The organism is Ilumatobacter sp. (assembly GCF_049588435.1).
Classification (GTDB): Bacteria; Actinomycetota; Acidimicrobiia; order Acidimicrobiales; family Ilumatobacteraceae; genus Ilumatobacter_A.
Map to the genome: position 1 here is coordinate 1 of NZ_JBAVYV010000237.1, position 18,930 is coordinate 18,930.

The 18,930-nt window shown below is 67.0% G+C and carries 19 protein-coding genes; 11 read left to right on the forward strand and 8 right to left on the reverse strand.

Going from position 1 to position 18,930, the window contains the following annotated elements:
• Nucleotides 1–45: 45 nt before the first annotated feature.
• From WBV89_RS09370 to WBV89_RS09380, 3 genes are all read left to right on the forward strand, one after another.
• The gene (locus WBV89_RS09370) at nt 46–1,197 is read left to right on the forward strand and encodes a zinc-binding dehydrogenase (RefSeq protein WP_423981072.1); all 1,152 of its coding nucleotides are present in this window, start codon (nt 46–48) and stop codon (nt 1,195–1,197) included.
• A 67-nt stretch (nt 1,198–1,264) separates the two neighbouring features.
• Entirely contained in the window at nt 1,265–1,915 is a 651-nt protein-coding gene (locus WBV89_RS09375) for a nitroreductase (protein ID WP_423981073.1), read from the forward strand.
• A 31-nt stretch (nt 1,916–1,946) separates the two neighbouring features.
• The gene (locus tag WBV89_RS09380) at nt 1,947–2,348 is read left to right on the forward strand and encodes a DUF983 domain-containing protein (RefSeq protein WP_423981074.1); all 402 of its coding nucleotides are present in this window, start codon (nt 1,947–1,949) and stop codon (nt 2,346–2,348) included.
• A gap of 20 nt (nt 2,349–2,368) precedes the next feature.
• Here the strand turns inward: WBV89_RS09380 and WBV89_RS09385 are convergent, their stop codons facing one another.
• The 3 genes from WBV89_RS09385 to WBV89_RS09395 all read right to left on the reverse strand — a co-directional run bounded on the left by WBV89_RS09385 (nt 2,369) and on the right by WBV89_RS09395 (nt 6,447).
• A complete protein-coding gene (locus tag WBV89_RS09385; RefSeq protein ID WP_423981075.1) occupies nt 2,369–3,727 on the reverse strand; it encodes a glycosyltransferase in 1,359 nt (452 codons plus the stop codon).
• Nucleotides 3,724–5,988 carry a glycoside hydrolase domain-containing protein gene (locus WBV89_RS09390; protein WP_423981076.1) on the reverse strand — a complete coding sequence of 755 codons (2,265 nt, stop codon included), beginning with the start codon at nt 5,986–5,988 and terminating at the stop codon, nt 3,724–3,726. The genes WBV89_RS09385 and WBV89_RS09390 overlap by 4 nt, the downstream gene beginning before the upstream one ends.
• Nucleotides 5,989–6,069: 81 nt before the next feature.
• Nucleotides 6,070–6,447 carry a hypothetical protein gene (locus WBV89_RS09395; protein WP_423981077.1) on the reverse strand — a complete coding sequence of 126 codons (378 nt, stop codon included), beginning with the start codon at nt 6,445–6,447 and terminating at the stop codon, nt 6,070–6,072.
• A gap of 58 nt (nt 6,448–6,505) precedes the next feature.
• Between WBV89_RS09395 and WBV89_RS09400 the strand changes: the two genes are divergently transcribed.
• On the forward strand, nt 6,506–7,225 hold the full coding sequence (locus WBV89_RS09400; protein WP_423981078.1) for a flavodoxin family protein: 720 nt from the start codon (nt 6,506–6,508) through the stop codon (nt 7,223–7,225).
• A 168-nt stretch (nt 7,226–7,393) separates the two neighbouring features.
• Nucleotides 7,394–8,647, forward strand: a complete 1,254-nt coding sequence (locus WBV89_RS09405) for an acyl-CoA dehydrogenase family protein (protein WP_423981079.1) — start codon at nt 7,394–7,396, stop codon at nt 8,645–8,647.
• 34 nt (nt 8,648–8,681) lie between these two features.
• Here WBV89_RS09405 and xylA read toward each other — a convergent pair whose 3' ends face one another.
• On the reverse strand, nt 8,682–10,034 hold the full coding sequence (gene xylA, locus WBV89_RS09410) for a xylose isomerase (protein WP_423981080.1): 1,353 nt from the start codon (nt 10,032–10,034) through the stop codon (nt 8,682–8,684).
• Nucleotides 10,035–10,183: 149 nt separating this feature from the next.
• On the opposite strand from xylA, the gene WBV89_RS09415 reads away from it, so the two are divergent.
• From WBV89_RS09415 to WBV89_RS09430, 4 genes are all read left to right on the forward strand, one after another.
• On the forward strand, nt 10,184–11,362 hold the full coding sequence (locus tag WBV89_RS09415) for an ROK family protein (RefSeq protein WP_423981081.1): 1,179 nt from the start codon (nt 10,184–10,186) through the stop codon (nt 11,360–11,362).
• Between the two features lie 119 nt (nt 11,363–11,481).
• On the forward strand, nt 11,482–12,639 hold the full coding sequence (locus tag WBV89_RS09420) for a sugar ABC transporter substrate-binding protein (RefSeq protein WP_423981082.1): 1,158 nt from the start codon (nt 11,482–11,484) through the stop codon (nt 12,637–12,639).
• Nucleotides 12,640–12,764: 125 nt separating this feature from the next.
• A complete protein-coding gene (locus tag WBV89_RS09425; protein WP_423981083.1) occupies nt 12,765–13,577 on the forward strand; it encodes an ATP-binding cassette domain-containing protein in 813 nt (270 codons plus the stop codon).
• Nucleotides 13,574–14,884 (forward strand): sugar ABC transporter permease, encoded by a 1,311-nt coding sequence (locus WBV89_RS09430; protein ID WP_423981084.1) that lies wholly within the window; start codon nt 13,574–13,576, stop codon nt 14,882–14,884. Before WBV89_RS09425 ends, WBV89_RS09430 begins: the two co-directional genes overlap by 4 nt.
• Nucleotides 14,885–14,915: 31 nt before the next feature.
• On the opposite strand, the gene WBV89_RS09435 is transcribed toward WBV89_RS09430, so the two are convergent.
• The gene (locus WBV89_RS09435) at nt 14,916–15,281 is read right to left on the reverse strand and encodes a hypothetical protein (RefSeq protein ID WP_423981085.1); all 366 of its coding nucleotides are present in this window, start codon (nt 15,279–15,281) and stop codon (nt 14,916–14,918) included.
• A 22-nt stretch (nt 15,282–15,303) separates the two neighbouring features.
• On the reverse strand, nt 15,304–15,945 hold the full coding sequence (locus WBV89_RS09440) for an MBL fold metallo-hydrolase (protein WP_423981086.1): 642 nt from the start codon (nt 15,943–15,945) through the stop codon (nt 15,304–15,306).
• 101 nt (nt 15,946–16,046) lie between these two features.
• Between WBV89_RS09440 and WBV89_RS09445 the strand changes: the two genes are divergently transcribed.
• Entirely contained in the window at nt 16,047–16,856 is an 810-nt protein-coding gene (locus WBV89_RS09445; RefSeq protein ID WP_423981087.1) for a glycosyltransferase, read from the forward strand.
• Here the strand turns inward: WBV89_RS09445 and WBV89_RS09450 are convergent.
• The gene (locus tag WBV89_RS09450; RefSeq protein ID WP_423981088.1) at nt 16,846–17,250 is read right to left on the reverse strand and encodes a PIN domain-containing protein; all 405 of its coding nucleotides are present in this window, start codon (nt 17,248–17,250) and stop codon (nt 16,846–16,848) included. The genes WBV89_RS09445 and WBV89_RS09450 overlap by 11 nt on opposite strands.
• Nucleotides 17,251–17,383: 133 nt before the next feature.
• On the reverse strand, nt 17,384–17,659 hold the full coding sequence (locus WBV89_RS09455) for a type II toxin-antitoxin system Phd/YefM family antitoxin (RefSeq protein WP_423981089.1): 276 nt from the start codon (nt 17,657–17,659) through the stop codon (nt 17,384–17,386).
• 54 nt (nt 17,660–17,713) lie between these two features.
• Here WBV89_RS09455 and WBV89_RS09460 point away from each other — a divergent pair, with 54 nt between their 5' ends.
• Entirely contained in the window at nt 17,714–18,829 is a 1,116-nt protein-coding gene (locus tag WBV89_RS09460) for an acyl-CoA dehydrogenase family protein (RefSeq protein WP_423981090.1), read from the forward strand.
• The last annotated feature ends 101 nt before the right edge of the window (nt 18,830–18,930 follow it).

Here is an 18,930-nt window from a genome sequence, read left to right on the forward strand (position 1 = left end):
CCTCTACATGATGCACGAAGAGCCCGCACCGACAAAGATGAGTTCATGCCCGACCCCGCCGCCACGCTCGCGAACCTGCCCACGACCGTCCACGAACTCCGCTCGACCGTCGCCGGCGACGGCACGGTCACGCTCGCGATCCACGAGACCGATGTCCCTGCTCCGGGGCCCGACGAGGTGGTCGTGCGGATCGAGGCGGCACCGATCAATCCCTCGGACCTCGGCATGTTGTTCGCCGGTGCGGATCCCGAATCCGCGACCTCTGTGGGCACCGCCGACCTCCCGGCGGTCCGCGCGACGATCCCGAGTGGGACGTCGGGACTCGCGGGTCGGCTCGGTCGTCCGATGCCGACCGGCAACGAGGGTGGGGGAACGGTGGTTGCCGTCGGGGATTCCGACGCTGCCCGTGCTCTCGACGGCAAGGTCGTCGGCTTCCTCTCCGGAACCGCCTATGCCGAGTACCGCACCGTCAACGTCGCGAGTTGCCTGCCGATGCACGACGGCACCACGGCGGAGGAGGCGGCAGCGTGCTTCGTCAATCCACTGACGGCGCTCGGGATGGTCGAGACGATGAAGCTCGAGGGCCACACCGGCCTGGTCCATACGGTCGGCGCATCGAATCTGGGCCAGATGCTCGATCGGATCTGTCGTGCGGACGGAGTGCCGCTCGTCAACATCGTGCGCCGTCCCGAACACGTCGACCTGCTCACCGCCGAAGGAGCCGAGCATGTCGTCGACTCCAGCGCCGATTCGTTCTTCGACGATCTGCTCGACGCGCTTCGTGCGACGGGCGCGACGATCGCGTTCGACGCGATCGGTGGCGGTCACCTGGCGTCGACGCTGCTGACGGCGATGGAGAAGGTCGCGAGCGAGGGCGACCAGTTCAGCCGGTACGGATCCGACACCCACAAGCAGGTGTACGTCTACGGTGGCCTCGATCGCGGTCCGACCACCCTCGATCGCACCTTCGGCATGTCGTGGTCGATCGGCGGCTGGTTGCTCACGCCGTTCCTCGGCCGGATCGGTCACGAGGGCGCGACGCGGCTCCGGACCCGGGTGGCCGACGAGATCTCCACGACCTTCGCGAGCGGATACGGGATGCGCTTGTCGTTGGCCGACGCGGTCGATCCCGAGCAGGTCCGCCGCTACGGACGGGTGGCGACCGGCGACAAAGCGCTCATCACGCCGCACGCCTGATCCGGGCGCTCCCGATCGAGACGGGCTTGATTGCAGCATCGGTGCCCGCGTTCGCGAAGCTGCCGCGATGGATGTCACCGAAGCTGTCAACCGCCGCAAATCGGTTCGCGCGTTTCTGCCCGACCCGGTGGACGACGCCGTCATCGCCGAGCTGTTGACCGCCGCGTCGCGTGCCCCGTCGGGAGGCAACGTCCAGCCGTGGAGGATCTACGTCGTCAACGGCGAGTCGATGACCCGCTTCCGCGAGTTTCTCGCCGACCGCCAGCCCGGTGCAGCGGCGTACGACATCTACCCGCCCAAGCTGCACGAGCCGTACCGCAGCTCGCGGTTCAAGATCGGTGAGCAGATGTACGCATCGATCGGCATCGAGCGTGACGACAAGGCGGGGAGGTTCGCTCAATTCGCCCAGAACCTCGACTTCTTCGGCGCCCCGGCCGCGTTCTTCTGCTTCATCGATCGTGTCATGGGGCCGCCTCAGTGGTCCGACCTCGGGATGTTCCTCCAGACGTTCATGCTGCTCGCGCAGGAGGCCGGTCTCGACACGTGCCCACAGGAGGCGTGGGCGGTGCACGAGCCGGCGGTGATGGAGTTCGGCTCGGTCCCCGACGAACTGCGCCTGTTCTGCGGCATGGCGATCGGCACCGCCGACTGGGATCACCCGATCAACAGCGTCGAGTCCGAGCGCGAACCCCTCGACGTGTTCGCCACGTTCCTCTGAGCACATTGTGAGGTCGGCATCACCGGGTCCGATGAAGCGACCGTCGCTCCCGAAGATGTTGGTTCGCGGGTTGTTCCGACGCTGCGCGTGGTGCGGTGGCAGGGGAGCGTTCTTCACCGGCTGGACCTCGAAGCAGTCGACGTGTGCGTCGTGCGGACTGAACTGGCGGCGTGGCGATGTCGGCTACGAGTTGGGCGCGGCCGCGACCGCCGTGGTTCTCTCGATGGGTCCGCTCGTCGTGCTGCTCGGTGTGATCGTCGCGATCACGTGGCCCGACGTGCACGTGGTTCCGCTGTTCGTCGTGCTCGGGACCGGTGCGATCGTGTTGCCGATCGTGTTCTACCCGTCGTCGTACACGATGTGGCAGGCCGTCGACATCATGTTCCGTCCTCCGGAACCCGACGACTTCGAGTCACCGCCACCATCCACGTGACGCCGGCTCGGCCGACGCGGTCAGGCCGCGACGGCGGACCGGGCGTCGTCGACCTTCGCGAACAACTGGTCGAACACGCTGATCCGGTCGAACTGCATCGCGTAGGTCCGTGCATGGCGGCCCCAGCGGGTCCGTTCGCCGGGGGAGAGGCCGAGCACGATCTCGCTGAGGGCATTCGCGATCCCCGACGGATGTGACGGCGGCACGAACGTCGCATGTGGCCCGACGGCCTCGCCGATCCCGCCCGTGTCGCAGGTGATGATCGGTCCGCCGCCCGCGAGCATCTTCTCCACGAGCGCGATGCCGAACGTCTCGACGAACTCGGGCCGTGGCTTGCTGGGAAGCACGTAGGCAGCCGACCCCGCCATCAGGTGGGGTTTCTCCGCATCGTCGACGTCGTCGAAGAAGACGATCCGGTCGGCGAACGGCGTCGAGGCGGCGAGCGCGCGCATCGCCGGTGCCTCCGGTCCGGTCCCGCAGATCGCCAACTTCGTCCGGTGCGCGGCGGCGCTGATCGCGAATCCGTTGATCAGGTCGTCGACCCCCTTGGCCTTGGTGACCCGCGACAGGAACATGACGTACCCGTCGCGCTCGAGGCCGCGGGCGGCGAGGCGTCCGGTGGTCTCGGTGGGAGCGAGCTTGGTGTAGGCCGACGCATCGATCGCCGGGTACGAGATCTTCACCCGCTCGGCGCACGCCGGCCCGAAGTTCGTCCCCCACCGGGCGTCGACCTCGGTTGCCGCCGAGATGATCAGTTCCTTCGTGTACTGCGACACCGCGACGCACACGTCATTGGACAGATAGGTGCTCAGCACCTGCGCGGCAGCTCCGAAGCGACCCTGGTCGAGCGCCGTGCGGACCACGTTGGTGATGTCGGAGCCGACCGCCTCGGCGACCGTCGTCAGCGGTGCGCACATGCCGGTGCTGCGCGCGATGGACGCTGCCTGGGCGACTGCGGTGTCGTGTGGCGTGAGGTACAGCGACATCGCCGTCGTCGGGACGCCCTCGGTGAACAGCTCGACCAGGCGGCCGACGATGCCGGCGAGGTTGCGTCCGTCGGGAACCTTGTAGTCCCCGACCGGTTCGGGTCGTTCCACGGTGATTCCCGGCGAGTACGGCAGCACGGACTCGAGTGGCTTGAGCGGGAGACCTGCCGCGAGCAGCGCGGGGATCGGCCACGTCACGATCCGGACATCGTCGAAGCCCCGGGTGAGCGCCGCCTCCGCGAGGTTGCGTGCCTCCCCGGAGTGACCGCAGATCACCGGATCGGCGCGGACGACGATCACCAGTCGGCGTGTCGGATCGGTCGGAGGTGCACCGGATTCGGCGCGCGGGAGACCCGGCGCGGTGGCGTCGAGGTGGTCGGACAGCATCGTCATGAAGTGGGTTCCTTCTCCGTCGGGTGAACGGTTGTCGGGCGCGGGATCGGTGAGGCGGACGGAGGGCGGGTGGTCGTCGCCCAGTTGCCGGGTGTGGGCCCGAGGTAGAGGTGGAGTCGGCCGCCGCCGTGCAGTTCGGCAGCGCGCAGCCAGGAGTCGTCGAGGGGGTCCCCGTTCCACGTTGCCCGTTGGACGTACTGCGCCGGAGCGTCGGCCTCGGGTTCGACGAAGCCGTCGGTCTCGATCGTCAGCGTCGCGGACCCGAGTCGGAGGCGGGCGTGGGCGAACGAGGGCGCATTGACGAGGAAGATCTGCTGTCCGGCGACCGGGCAGATGCCCAACGACGCCCAGACGTACCACGAGCTGAGCGCACCCGAGTCGTCGTTGCCGGGGAGGCCACCGCGAGTGGTCGAGAACTGGTTCATCACGGCCGCGTGCACGATGTCGGCGGTGCGGTCCGGTCGGCCGACCCAGTGGTACGCCCACGGTGCCTCGAAGTCGGGCTCGTTGTTGAGTCCTTCGAATCGTTCGAGTGCGTACCCGGCGGCGACCTCGGCGGTCGTCGGGTCGATCCCCATCTGCTTCACCGGTGCCTGGCCGAAACCGAAGAACCGATCCAACAATGCGAGGTAGGCGGGTTCGCCGCCTGCGAGTTCGATGCGTTCGGCCATGTCGTGCATCAGTCGGAACGAGTAGTTCCAGCGACCGCCCTCGTAGAACGTCGAGTCGACGACGAGCCCGGTCTCCGGGTCGAACGCGTTGACCCAACGCGTCGCGAGTGCGGACAGTCGATCAGCCATCTCGTCGTCGCCGACACACCGGGCGACGATGGCCGTGCACCGGTGCCCGGCTGCGAGGTCGAGTGTGTGCGAGATCGGGTGCGCGACGCCGTGTTCGAGGAAGTCCTCGCCGAATTGGCGTCGGAGGTCCGCGGCCATGTGTGACAGCGCCCAGTCCCAGTCGATCCCTCCGATGCCGAGCGCACACAGGTCAGCGAGAAAGGTGTGCGCGAGAGCGCTTCCCTGGCGGAAGAACCGGTCGGTGCCCTTCGCCATCCGGTAGCCGATCGGGAGGTTCCCCTCCTCCTCGGCGATGTGGATCAGAGCGGTCGCGAGTTCGACGGCACGGTCGGGAAACAACGCGGTCAGCAGCGGCAGTTGGGTGCGGTAGATGTCCCACATCGTGCAGATGTCGAACACGAACGGACCTGGCGTGGGCCAGAACGGGCTCTCGTCGGGGGCGAAGCTCGGCTTGATCAGCGCGTGGTAGAGCGCGGTGGCGAAGATCGTGCGCCGCTCGGGCGACGGGGTCTCGACGCGGATCGTGTCGAGGTGCTCGGCCCAGGAGCTCGACGTGGCCGCGCGGCGATCGACGAACCCGGATCGCGAGAGATCGGCGTGCGCGAGATCGGGGTGGGCGAGATCATGCGTGAGGTTCGCCGCGGCCTGGTCGACCCCGCGCAGGGAGAACCCGATCCGCAGTTCGACGGTCCCGCCGGCCTCGATCGGACCGGTCCACATCAGCCCGAACGGTCGCAACGTGGTCGGTCGGATCGAGTCGAACTCCAACCGGGTGCCGCCCTGCATCAGTCGGTGGTCGTACCAGAGCATCTGGCGCCAGTCCGGAGAGGTGCATTCGACGTGGAAGGCGACCGGAACGCCCTCCATCACGATCTCTCCGTTGGCCACCCCCGGGCCGAGACTGTCGAGGGCGGCGCGCAACGGCACGGTCTCGCCGTGCTCGATCGTCAGTCCACCGTGCGAGCAGTCGACGACGACGCGGGCATTGCGATGAGCGGGGAAGGTGTACCGATGGACGGCACTCTTCGGCCCGACGGTCAACTCGGCGCGGATCCCGTTCGCCAGCGTGGCCGCATACCACCCCGGCGCAGCGTCCTCGGCGGTGATCTGTTCCAGTTCACCGAGGTCGTCGAGCGGCGCCATCGTCGGCGTGACGCGGAGATAGTTGTAGTACTTGCGGATCGCCCCGGTCCCCGACTGCTGGAAGTGGGTGAAACCGGATGCGCCGTGCCCGTCGCGAATGCTTCGCGGGACGCCTTCGGTCGAGCGTTCGTAGTGGCCGTAGCCGGTCGGATACCCGCCGGAGTAGGCGCAGGCCGACACCATGCCGAACGGGTGGGTCGCGCCCGGGTGCGTGTTCCCGACCGGCGGTTTCGGCCACCACCAGGTCGCCGCTACACCGGTCGCAGGCGCGAGGTCGGCGGTCTGGGTCCCGATGAACGGGTCGACCGCGTCGAACATGATCCGAAGGTACGGAATCGATGTGATCGCAGTGTTTCGTCGTGATGAACGGTGATGCCGTGATGCCGCGGTCAGGCGTGGTCAGCCGCGCTCGAGCGCGGCGGCGAGACCTTCGGGATCCTCGACACTCACCCACAGCGCCGAGTGGTCGTGCAGACCGATCACCCGGGGGACCTTCGTGTCGAACTCGATGCACAGACCGCGCTTCGGTGTCGTTCCGAACGTGAGGCCGTCGTCGCTGAAGCTGAGACGCAATCCGACCGCCGTGTACCAGCGGTGCGGGCCGGTCACCCGGCTCCCCACGACGTTGTCGAGTGGGGTCTCGACGGACCAGTGTCCGAACGTCGCACGCAGCGTGTCGTCGGTGAGCGTGACCCCGTCGTCGTCGCCCACGCCCAAGGGGAGGAGCAGCAGCTTCCAGCGAGGGTCGCTCGCATAGGGATGGAAGGTCGCGCTCACATCGACGAGGCTACGCCGCCGACGAACGATCATCGAGCCCGTCACCTAGGTTGGCCGCATGGCTCGATTCGACGGACTCTCCGCTGTGTTGCTCAATTGCTCGCTCGTCCACGAGGCGAAGAACTCGCACACGCGCAGACTCCTCAACCGGGTGCGGGGGATCATGGTGACCGAGGGTGTGGACGTCGAGATGATCCACATGCTCGAGCATCAGATCGGCTTCGGGATGGTGCCGGACACGACGACCATCGGTGACGAACGCGACGACTGGCCCGGGATTCACGAGAAGATCATGGATGCCGAGATCCTGGTGATCGGCACCCCGATCTGGCTCGGCGTGAAGTCGAGCGTGGCGACCCTCGCCATCGAGCGTCTGTATGCGTACAGCGGGGAGAAGAACGAACACGGGCAGTACCTGTACTACGGCAAGACCGGCGGGTGCGTCGTGACCGGGAACGAGGACGGGGTGAAGGCGTGCTCGATGGAGACGCTCTACGCGCTGAGTCACATCGGCTACACGATCCCTCCGCAGGCCGACTGCGGATGGTTGGGCGAGATCGGTCCGGGACCGAGCTACGGCGACGAGATCGAGGGGTCCGCCGTCCCGGCCGGCTACGACAGCGAATTCACCAACAAGAACGCGACGATCATGGCCTGGAACCTGATGCACACGGCGAAGATGCTCGCCGACCAGGGCGGGTTCCCTGTCGGGGGCAACGTCGCCGACACGTGGCAGGACGTCACCAATGCCGCCGACCAGGACCCCGACGCCGACTGAATCGACGGATCCGACCGAATCGCGGACCCGACCGAATCGCGGACGGCGGACCGCGGAGCCACGGAATCCCGGAACGACGAGCCGAGAGTTCGGGATGTCGCAGCCCCGGAAGCACGGCTGTCGGCGACGGGATCGTGCCGAACTCGCCTGATCTGTGAAAGTGGCGGGATGGCCATCGATTTCACCCTGACGCCCGAACTCGAAGAACTGCGGATGCGGATCCGGGCGTTCGTGACCGACGTGATCATGCCGGCGGAGGCGGAGATCGAAGGTCACGGGGGCGGTGAACCGCTCGGCGGGAAGGAGCGGATCGCCCGATTGATCGCACTGCGCAAGTTGGCGCACGCGGAAGGAATCTGGCTTCCGCACATGCCTCCGGAGTGGGGCGGCATGGGTCTCGGTCACGTGGAACTGGCGATGGTGCAGGCGGAGGCGGCCAAGTCGCGATACGGCCCGTGGGTGTTCAACTGTCAGGCGCCCGACGAGGGCAACATGCACACCCTCCTGCACTGGGCGACCGACGAGCAGAAGGAGAAGTACCTCAAGCCGCTGTGCGAAGGCAAGACATGGTCGTGCTTCGCGATGACCGAGCCCGAGGTCGCCGGCTCCGACCCCACGCTGATCCAGACCAAGGCGTACGAGGACGGCGACGAGTGGGTGATCAACGGTCACAAGTGGTTCATCTCGAACGCCCGGCGAGCGAGCTTCGCGATCCTGGTGTGCCGGACCGAGGACGATCCCGACATTCCGCAGGCCGCCAACTCGGCGTTCATCATCGACCTCCCGCAGGAGGGTTGGAACGACGTCCGCGAAGTCGAGACGATGCACGGCGGAACCGGTCACTCCGAGATCGTGATCACCGATCTGCGGGTGCACAAGGACCAGATGCTCGGCGGTCGCGGGCAGGGTCACCTGCTCGGCCAGTACCGACTCGGCCCGGCCCGACTCGCGCACTGCATGCGCTGGATCGCCCAGGCCGAGACGGCGCTCGACATGATGGTCGACCGCTCGTTGAACCGTTTCTCGCACGGTTCGCTGCTCGCGGAGAAGCAGGGGATCCAGTGGATGATCGCCGACTCGACGATGGAGCTGTACCAGTCCAAGTTGATGGTGTTGCACGCCGCGTCGAAGATCGACGCCGCCTCGAAGGACGACTCGGTCGATTTCAAGGGCGAGGTGTCGATGGCGAAGCACTTCGTGGCGAACATGCTGAACCGGGTGATCGACCGGGCGATCCAGGTCCATGGCGCGCTCGGCTACTCGACCGACACGCCGCTCGCCCACATGTACCAACATGCGCGCTGGGCGCGTTTCGCCGATGGGGCCGACGAGGTGCATCAGATGCGCATCGCCCAGCGGACGATCGCCGCCTACACCGACGACGGGTCGACCCGCCGCGGGACCGGCGACCTCCCGATCTAGCGTTACGTAACGGGTCAGACCCGTTACGTAACGGTCAGCGGGCGCGTTCGATGGTGCGGGCGACGATGCCTTCGAGCATTTCCTGACGGCCGCTCGAGGTCGAGGGCTCGACGTCCGAGGCGAGCTGCTGCTCGTGGAGGTCGGCGAGCGTGACGCCACCGTTCATGATCGAGTTGCCCAACTCGGAGGTCCATCCGGCGTAGCGCGCGTGGCGCCACTGCTCCAGTTCGTCGACCTCGAGGATTCGCGCTGCCGCCAGCAGTGAGCGCGCCATCACGTCCATGCCGCCGATGTGGCCGTGGAACAGGTCGTTGCGATCGATCGACTGACGGCGCAGCTTGGTGTCGAACATCAGCCCGCCGGTCGTGAAACCGCCTCCGCGGAGGATCTCCAGCATGCCGAGTGTCATCTGCTCGACCGACACGGGGAACCGGTCGAGGTCCCAGCCGAGGCGATCGTCACCGGAGTTCGCGTCGATCGACCCGAAGATCCCCGAGTTCACCGCGGTCGCGACCTCGTGCTGGAAGTCGTGCCCCGAGAGCGTCGCGTGGTTGACCTCGATGTTGACCTTGATCTCGTTCTCGAGGCCGTACTTCTGGAGGAAGGCGAAGACGGTGGCGACGTCGTAGTCGTACTGGTGCTTCGTGGGCTCCATCGGCTTCGGCTCGATCAGGATCGTGCCCTCGAATCCGATCGCGTGCTTGTGCTCGACGACCAGGTTCATGAAGCGGCCGAGCTGGTCGATCTCGCGGTTCATGTCCGTGTTGAGCAGCGTCTCGTACCCCTCGCGGCCGCCCCACAACACGTAGTTGGCGCCGTCGAGGCGCTTGGTCGCCGTCATGCAGTGCGCAACCTGTGCCGCCGCGTAGCGGAACATCTCGGGGTCCGGATTCGTCGCAGCCCCGGCCATGAACCGCGGGTGCGAGAACGCATTCGTCGTTCCCCACAGGAGCTTGGTCCCGGTCCGCTCCATGTGTCCGGCCGCGACCTCGACCATCTCATCGAGGTTCCGCGCGGATTCGGCGAACGTGGCTCCCGCGGGGGCGATGTCGATGTCGTGGAACGAGAAGAACGGCGCTCCGAGCTTCTCGAAGAACTCGAACGCGGCCTCCATCTTGAGCTGTGCGGCGGCCATCGGTTCGAGTGCAGCCGCGGCGCCCGACGCGGTCGCCGGGTTCCACGGGCGATCGAGGGTTCCGGCACCGAAGATGTCCGACCCGTCCCAGGCGAAGCTGTGCCAGTAGCACACGCCGAAACGCAGGTGCTCGGCCATGGTCTTGCCGGCGACGACGCGGTCGGCGTCGTACCAGCGGAACGCGAGCGGGTTGTCCGAATCGGGCCCCTCGTACGGAATCGACTCGACGTCGGAGAAGAATGGTTCGGTCATGGCAGCGGTCCTCACGGTGGATGGTCCCGGCGACCGCTTCACACGGGCCGGGTTTGTCGACTACTATGACAAATCGGCCGAGCGAACGCAATCGCGACTCACGGCGGAGGGGAACAGTGGAGACGAACAGCGGGAAGCGGTCAGCGGATGTGCGCCAGAACAACCTCGCGTCCGTGCTCGACGTGCTGCGGCGCGAGTCGGTGACCCGATCGGCTCTCGTCGCATCCACCGGACTGACCCGCAGCACGATGGCCGGGCTCGTGGCGGAGTTGGCCGAACTCGGACTGATCGACGAGATCACCCCGGTCGCGACCGGCCGTCCCGGGCGACCCTCGCCGCTCGTGCGACTGGTGCCCGGTGCCGTCGCTGCGCTCGCCATCGACGTCTCCGTCACCCGGTTGTCCGTCGGTCTGGTCGGCCTCGACGGGCGAACCATCTCGGTCTCCGAACGTGATGGCGATCGTTCGAACGAGTCGCCACACGCAACGGCCGACGCCGTCGCCGAGATGGCGCAGCGGATCGGTGTCGGGAGCGACTCCTGCCCGCTGCTGGTCGGTGCCGGCGTTGCCGTTCCCGGACTCGTGCGCGAGCGGGATGCCCACGTCGTCGTCGCGCCGAACCTCGGGTGGGAGGACGTCGCCTTCGCCGAACTCGTCGCGGGGACGATCGAGCGGCGGCTGGGCGTGTGTCTGAGCGTCGACATCGGCAACGAAGCCGATCTCGGAGCGCTGGCGGAGGCCCGCTTCGGCGTGGGTCGCGGAACGCGCAACGTGGTCTACATCCACGGTGACATCGGTGTCGGCGGGTCGATCGTGGTCGACGGTGCACGCTTTCCCGGCGGATCGGGATATGCGGGTGAAGTCGGCCACATGGTCATCAATCCGTACGGTTCGCCATGCCGCTGTGGGGCGCGTGGGTGCTGGGAGACCGAAGTCGGCGAACGGGCGCTGCTCACGCGGGCCGGACTCGATCCGACCGGCGGCAGCGCGGCGATCGATGCTCTCGTCGAGGGCGCCGTCAGCGGTGATCCGATCGTGCTCGCCGCGCTCGGCGAGACCGGACGGTGGCTCGGCATCGGCCTGGCCGGACTGATCAACGTGCTCGACCCGGACCTCTTCGTTCTCGGCGGCATGTTCGAGCCGCTGCTGCCGTTCATGTCGGAATGTCTCGAGGCGGAGTTGATGGAGCGTCGGTTCGGCCCGGTCGAGCGCACGGTTCCCGTCGTGGCCGCGGAGTTGGGGATCGACGCGCTGCTGATCGGCGCCGCCGAGCTGGTCCTGGCGCGGGCGATGGCCGATCCAGCGGGCGCGGTGACATTTGGTGGTTGACAATCGTCGCCCGATGTCGCACACTTGAGCCACATTTTGTTGACACCCCGTACAAACAGGGGAGGAGCGAAATGGAGCCGGTCGGAACAACTGGCCGCACAACTCCAGAGGGGGAGAACATGAAGAAGATGACCCGCACCGTTGTGGTGATGGCAGGAGCATTGTCGTTGGTGGCATCCGCATGCGGAAGCGATGACGACAGCGGTTCCTCGTCCGCCGACACCGAAGCAGCCGGCACCGAAGCAGCATCCGACGGCAGCGCCGCTCCGGCCGACTCCGCCGCCGACGATTCCAGCGACGACGCGGCCGCAGGTGGCAAGGCCGGATTCATCCTGCCCGACTCCGCATCGTCGGTCCGTTGGGAGTCGTTCGACCGTCCGCTCATCCAGGAGGCATGTGACGCCGCCGGGATCGAATGTGACATCCAGAACGCCGAAGGTGACAAGAACAACATGGCGACGATCGCCGACCAGATGGTCGCCGACGGCGTCGGCGTGCTCGCCATCGTCAACCTCGACTCCGAGTCGGGCGCCGCCATCCAGGAGAAGGCGGCAGCCGCCGGTGTCAAGAACATCGACTACGACCGTCTGACGCTCGGCGGTTCCGCCGACGTGTACGTCTCGTTCGACAACGTGGCCGTGGGCACCGCCCAGGGCGAGGGCATCATCGAGTGCATGGGCGGCGCCGGCAGCGTCGAGGGCAAGAAGGTCATCCAGCTCCACGGGTCGCCCACCGACAACAACGCCACGCTGTTCAAGCAGGGCTACCAGGACGCGATCGCCGACAGCGGCATCGAGACGGTCGGCGAAGAAGCCGTCCCGGACTGGGACAACGCTCAGGGTGGCGTGATCTTCGAGCAGCTGCTCACCGCCGCGAATGGCGAGATCGACGGTGTGCTCGTGGCCAACGACGGCCTCTCGCTCGCCGCCCAGTCGGTGCTCGCCGACGCCGGCCTGCAGGTTCCGACCACCGGCCAGGACGCCACGCTCGAGGGCCTGCGGGCGATCCTCGAGGGCAACCAGTGCATGACCGTGTACAAGCCGGTCGTCGAAGAGGCCACCGGAGCGGTCGACGCCGCAGCAGCGCTGCTCGCCGGATCCGAACTGGGCACCGATGCCACCATCGACAACGAGAACGGTGAGATCCCGTACATCCAGGCCGAGGTCCAGCCGATCTACGTCGATGACGTGAAGATCCCGGCCGCCGACGGATTCGTCGACGTCGCCGAGCTCTGCGCCGGCCTCGAAGATCAGTGCGCCGAAGCCGGAGTCGAGTGATCCGACTCACGCGGCCGGACCACCGAGCTGTGTGACAGTCTGTGCCGATCCGACCCGCCGAAACTCGGGCGGGTCGGGTCGGCACCTTCGCGTCAACGACGCGCGTTTCTGAGGGGGAACAGAAGATGAATCAACCATCAGGTGTGCTGGAGGGGTCGGGCACCGATCCGGGCCAGCCACTGCTCGAAGCAGACCGGGTGAACAAGAGCTTCGGTCCGGTCAAGGTGCTCCACGACGTGGAGTTCCGGGTGTACCCGGGCAAGATCACCGCCCTGATCGGTGACAACGGGGCCGGCAAGTCCACGCTCGTCAAGTGTCTCGCCGGCATCCACTCGACCGACTCCGGGGTCTTCCGTTTCGACGGTGTCGAGGTCGAGCTCAACGGTCCGAAGGACGCGACAGCGCTCGGGATCAAGGTCGTCTATCAGGACCTCGCATTGTGCGAGAACCTCGACATCGTCCAGAACATGTTCCTCGGCCGCGAGCTGACGAAGCGGGGCATGCTCGACGAACACGGAATGGAGATGGCCGCCCGTGAGACGCTCGCCTCGCTGTCCGTGAGGACGGTCAAGAGTGTGCGGCAGCAGGTCTCGTCGCTGTCGGGTGGCCAACGCCAGACGGTGGCGATCGCCAAGGCGGTGCTCGGCAACGCCAAGCTGGTCATCCTCGACGAGCCGACGGCCGCACTCGGCGTTGCCCAGACCGAGCAGGTGCTCGACCTCGTCAAACGGCTCGCTGCGAGCGGCGTCGCGGTCGTGCTCATCAGCCACAACATGAACGACGTGCTCCAGGTCGCCGACCGCGTGAGCGCGATGTACCTCGGCCGCATCGCTGCCGATCTCCCGAACGATGACACGATGACTCGCGAGAGTCTCGTGCAATTGATCACGTCGGGAAGTTCCGGCGACATCGGACTGGCCGAGGAGGTCGCCGAATGAGCTCCACCGAGAACGATGCCGAGATCACACCGGTCGTCGAACCGCCGGTCGGCGGGCAGGCCCTCACCGACTTCGCGCTCGACGCGGGGCCGACCGACCTGAAGGGTGCGCTCCGGGCGTCGATCGGCCGCATCCGCGGTGGCGACCTCGGATCGATCCCCGCCGTGTTGGCGATCATCGTGCTGGTCGCGATCTTCGGAATCGCGAGACCCGACAGTTTCCTGTCCAAGCTGAACTTCGCCAACTTCCTCGAGCAGGCGTCGTCGATCATCGTCATCGCGATGGCGGTCACGTTCGTCCTGCTGCTCGGTGAGATCGACCTGGCCGCCGGCTACACCGCGGGAGTGGCCGGGGCGGTGTTGGCCACCCGTCTCCAGAATGATTGGCCGCTGATCCCGGCGGCAGCGATGTCGATGCTCGTCGCGCTCGCGCTCGGCGTGTTCACCGGCTTCATGGTCGCAAAAGTGGGGATTCCATCGTTCGTCGTGACATTGGCGAACGTCTTGTTGTTCCAGGGCATCTTGCTGCTGCTCGTACGCGAGGGCGGCAGTGTGCGCATCCAGAGCGAAGCGATCAACGACCTGGTCGGCGGCGCGCTGAGCCCCGGGTTGTCGTGGGTCGTGGCGATCGTCGGCGTCGCTCTGTTCGCCTTCTCCCAATACCGGAGACAACGCGAGTCGTACGGGGCGATCCCGATGTCGTTGGTGTTCCTCCGCATCGGTATCGCGATCGTGCTCATCGGTGCGATCACGTTTGTGCTCAACCAGAACCGAGCGTTCCCCGGTGCGCCGGCGGAGATCAAGGGCATGCCGATCGTGATCCCGGTGCTCGCCGTGATGGTCGTCGTGCTGTCGTTCGTGCTCGGTCGGACCGCCTACGGACGCCACCTGTACGCGGTCGGTGGCAATGCCGAGGCCGCTCGTCGTGCGGGCATCAACGTGCAGCGACTGCGCCTCTCGGCGTTCGCCGTGACCGGTGTGATCGCCGGAATCGGTGGCTGGTTTCTCGCGTCCCGCGTCAACTCGGTCGACGCGAACACCGGAGCCAACGACACGTTGCTGCTCGCCGTCGGTGCGGCGGTCATCGGTGGAACATCGCTGTTCGGCGGTCGTGGCCGGATGGTCAACGCGGTGCTCGGTGGCCTCGTGCTGGCGCTGATCCCGAACGGCCTCGGACTCGTCGGGAAGACGACGGTGTTCGGCTACGACATCGACTTCAGCAGCTCCGGGGTGAAGTTCATCGCCTCGGGCCTCGCGCTGCTCGCCGCCTCCTCGGTGGACGCCCTGAGCCGCAAACGCACCACCTGACCGACAACTGGTGTCAGGCACCAGCTGTCGGTCAGGCGTCGCGTAGGTCTTCCTTCCATGCGCGGAATCGGTCGTGGGTCGCGCCGCTCGGGCCGACACCGGACGCGGTGCCGTCGGGGAACAGTCGCAGCGTGAACTCGGCTCCGGTCGTGGCGTGGGAGGCCCAGTAGCGGGCGTCGCCGTGCTTCGCCGGGCCGGCACGCCAGAGGATCCACGGACCGATCCGTCGCTTGTACTCGGCGACCGGTCGGTCGGGCAGGTCGTCGCCGAGCGCCAACAGCGTGTCGGGAGCCTCGATCCACGCGGTCGCGGGCACGTTCCGATCACGGATCGGAGTCGGCGGGAGGTCGGCGGTGTGCACCGGCGTGTCGTCGGTCGGACGTTCGTCGTACCTCATCCCCGGATGACCCAGCGGGTCGTCACCAGCCGCGCTCGATCCATTCCTCGAGATGCGGTCGTTCGGTTCCGATCGTCGTGTCGTCGCCGTGACCGGGGAGCACGATCGTGGCGTCGTCGAAGGTGAACAACCGATCGGTGATCGAGCGGATGATCGTGTCGAAGTCGGCATCGTCGAAGCTCGTGTTCCCGGGTCCGCCGGGGAAGAGCGTGTCGCCCGTGAACAGCAGGGGAGTGTCGGCGAGCGCGAACGAGATCGACCCCGGCGTGTGACCCGGATTGTGAATCGCGTGGAGTCGTAGCTTGCCGACCTCGATCACCTCGGTGTCGTCGAGGAAGACGTCGTAGCCGACCTCGTCCAGTTTCGGCGCGTCGAGTTTCGTCACCGCGACCTCGTAGCCGGCCTCGCGCATCGCGGGCACCGCCTGGATGTGGTCCCAGTGGCCGTGCGTCTCGAGCACGCGGGTGACGCCGAGACGCGTACACAGTTCGAGCAGTTGCTCGTGTTCGTTCGCGGCATCGATCAGGACCGCGTCGCCGCTTCGCTTGCAGCGCACGACGAACACGTTGTTGTCGACCGGACCGACCACCAACTTGTGGACCTCGGCATCCTCGTTCGACCAGTGCAGTGTGTCGGCCGTTCCTCGTGATGGTGCTGGAGACATGGCTCCAGTGTGACAGGGGTTCGCAGGGCGTGGCGAGCGCGTCGGATACCGTCGATGGGCCATGACCCGGACCACGACGCACGCCGAGCCCGGGACCTGAGATGACGCACCCGCTGCTCACGATCGGTTACTCCACGCTGGCGTCGCGTGTCGGTTCGATCGAACTGCCACCGGCGCAGCCCGACGTCGAGATCCTGGTCGTCGTGCAGGGAACGCACGCGGAGTCCATCACCCGGTTCGACGACCGCCATGACGTCGAGGTGATCGCCGAGCACGGAGTCGGGGTGGCTCGGAGTCGGAACGTCGTGCTGGGTCGAGCGACCGGTCGGTACCTGGTGTTCGGCGACGACGACGCGACGTGGCGGATGGCGGGTGTGCGAGCGGTCGTCGACTGGATGGAGGCGTCGCCGGGCACGTCGCTGGTGCTGGCGATGGCGTGCGACGAGCACGGTGAACCGCGCAAGCGCTATCGGTCGAGCGAGGGCAGGCTTCACCGGTGGAACTCGGCCAAGGCCGGGACCATCGAACTCGTGGTCCGCCGCTCGGAGATTGTCGCCGCGGGTGTCGCGTTCGACGAGAACTTCGGGGCGGGCGCGGCGAACTTCCTCGGCGACGAATACATCTTCGTCACCGACGTTCTGCGAGCCGGACTGCATGGTCGGTTCCGGCCGGTGGTGATTTCGGAGCACCCCGCTGAATCGTCGGGTTCGGGGTTCGGAACGGTGGCCGATGCGCGGGCGCGGTCGGCCGTGTTCGACCGGGTCTTCGGATGGCGCGCATCACTGGCTCGACTGGCATTTCTCGCGCGGCGGCCGGGCCGCTTCGGATCGTGGCGTCTGGGTCTGGGATTCGTGATCGGGCGCGTTCCCTCCGTCGAGCCGACCGACCCGGATCGAGCAGCTACGAGCTGACGACGTCGAAGTCGAGGCCGAGCGCCACACCGATGTGCGTCGGGTCGAACGTGACGAAGCGGATCGGTCGGGGGAGTCGGTCGGCAGCGGAGAAGTGGATCGCATCGCTGAGTCGGACCGGCTGCGAGCGCGCGAGCGCGGCAGCGCCGTCGAGACAACGCTGGTCGACCGGGACGATGTGGAGGTGATCCCACACCAGCCGGATCGCGTCCTCGAGGTCGACCCGTCCGAAGCGGTCGTCGATCAATCGGTCGATGGCGGGGAGCGCCTCGGTCAGTGCCATCGCCGACGCGGCCCACACCTCGTCGGTGTCGAGTGCATCGAGCACGATCGCCCGCTGGGTCCCGTCGATCGCGACAGCGAGCAGCGCCGATGTGTCGAGGACGATCGTCACGTCACGGCCCGTTCCATGGGCGTCACCGAGTCGTTCCGCCGACGTTCTCGTCGCGCATCGTGGCGAATACCGGGCCGAAGCGCGACGAGAACCGAGTTGGTCGGGGTGATCGACACGACCGACGTGATCGAGCTCACCCGCGCAGCTCGCGCAGGACCTGGTCGACGCGGACTCCGGCCCACACCGGGACCGGATCGGGCGCGCGCCATTCGCTCGTGCGACGCGGGGGGAGTACTGCTCCCGATCCGATCAGGCGCTCGAGCGCAGGCGCGTCGGCGTCGAGTGGTCCGAGTTGAGCGACGGGTCGGCCGCTGCGGGTGACGACGGTGCGCTCGCCCGCCGCGGCCCGCCGCACCGCATCGGTCAGTTGGGCGCGCAGCTCGCGAATTCCGGTCGATCGTGTGTCCACAGGTGTACACAAGCAGATTTGTGATCGCGATGCAACCACGGCATGATCTCCGACATGAACTTTGCATTCACCGAAGAGCAGGAAGAACTGCGCAGCACCGTCCGTGCGTTCCTCGAGAACAAGTCGTCCGAGGAAGCCGTCCGCGAGCAGATGGACACCGAGCAGGGCTACGACACCGCCGTCTGGCAGCAGATGGGCGAGCAGATGGGCCTGCAGGGCCTCGCGATCCCCGAGGAATTCGGTGGATCCGGCTACAGCTTCGTCGAGCTCGGCATCGTGCTCGAGGAGATGGGTCGCGCACTGCTGTGCGCACCGTTCTTCTCGACCGCCGTGCTCGCCGCGAACACGCTGATCCACTCCGGCGACGACGCCGCCAAGCAGGCGCATCTCCCGGGCATCGCCTCGGGCGAGACCATCGCCACCGTCGCCTACGTGGAGCCCTCGGGCAAGTGGGACGAATCGGGCATCACGATGGAGGCCTCGGGCTCGGGCAGCGATGTCACGCTCAGCGGGACCAAGTCGTTCGTGATCGACGGCCACGTCGCCGACCTGATCATCGTCGCCGCCAAGTCCGCCGCCGGAACCAGCCTCTACGCCGTCGCCGGTGACGCCTCGGGCCTCACCCGTACGTCGCTGTCCACGATGGACCAGACCCGCAAGCAGGCCAAGCTCGACTTCGACAACACGCCGGCCACGCTGATCGGTGAGGAGGGCAAGGGTTGGGAGATCCTCTCGACCGTGCTCGACCTCGTTGCGGTCGGCCTCGCTGCCGAGCAGGTCGGTGGAGCGCAGATGGTGCTCGAGCAGGCCGTCGAATACGCCAAGGTGCGCGTCCAGTTCGGTCGTCCGATCGGTTCGTTCCAGGCGATCAAGCACAAGTGCGCCGACATGCTGCTCGAGGTCGAGTCGGCCAAGTCCGCGGCCTACTACGGCCTGTGGTGCGCCGCCGAGATGAACGACGAGCTCCCCTCGACCGCATCGCTCGCCAAGGCGTACTGCTCGGAGGCGTACTTCCACGCCGCAGCCGAGAACATCCAGATCCACGGTGGCATCGGCTTCACCTGGGAGCACCCGGCGCACCTCTACTTCAAGCGTGCGAAGAGCTCCGAGCTGATGTTCGGCGACCCGACGTTCCATCGCGAGCAGCTCGCGCAGCGCATCGGCATCTGACGTGTCAACTGGGGTCAGACCCCAGTTGACACACGGGTACCGTAGGGCGCAATGACGCTCTGGATTTTCATCATCGTGGCGGCGATCGCAGTGTTTGCGAT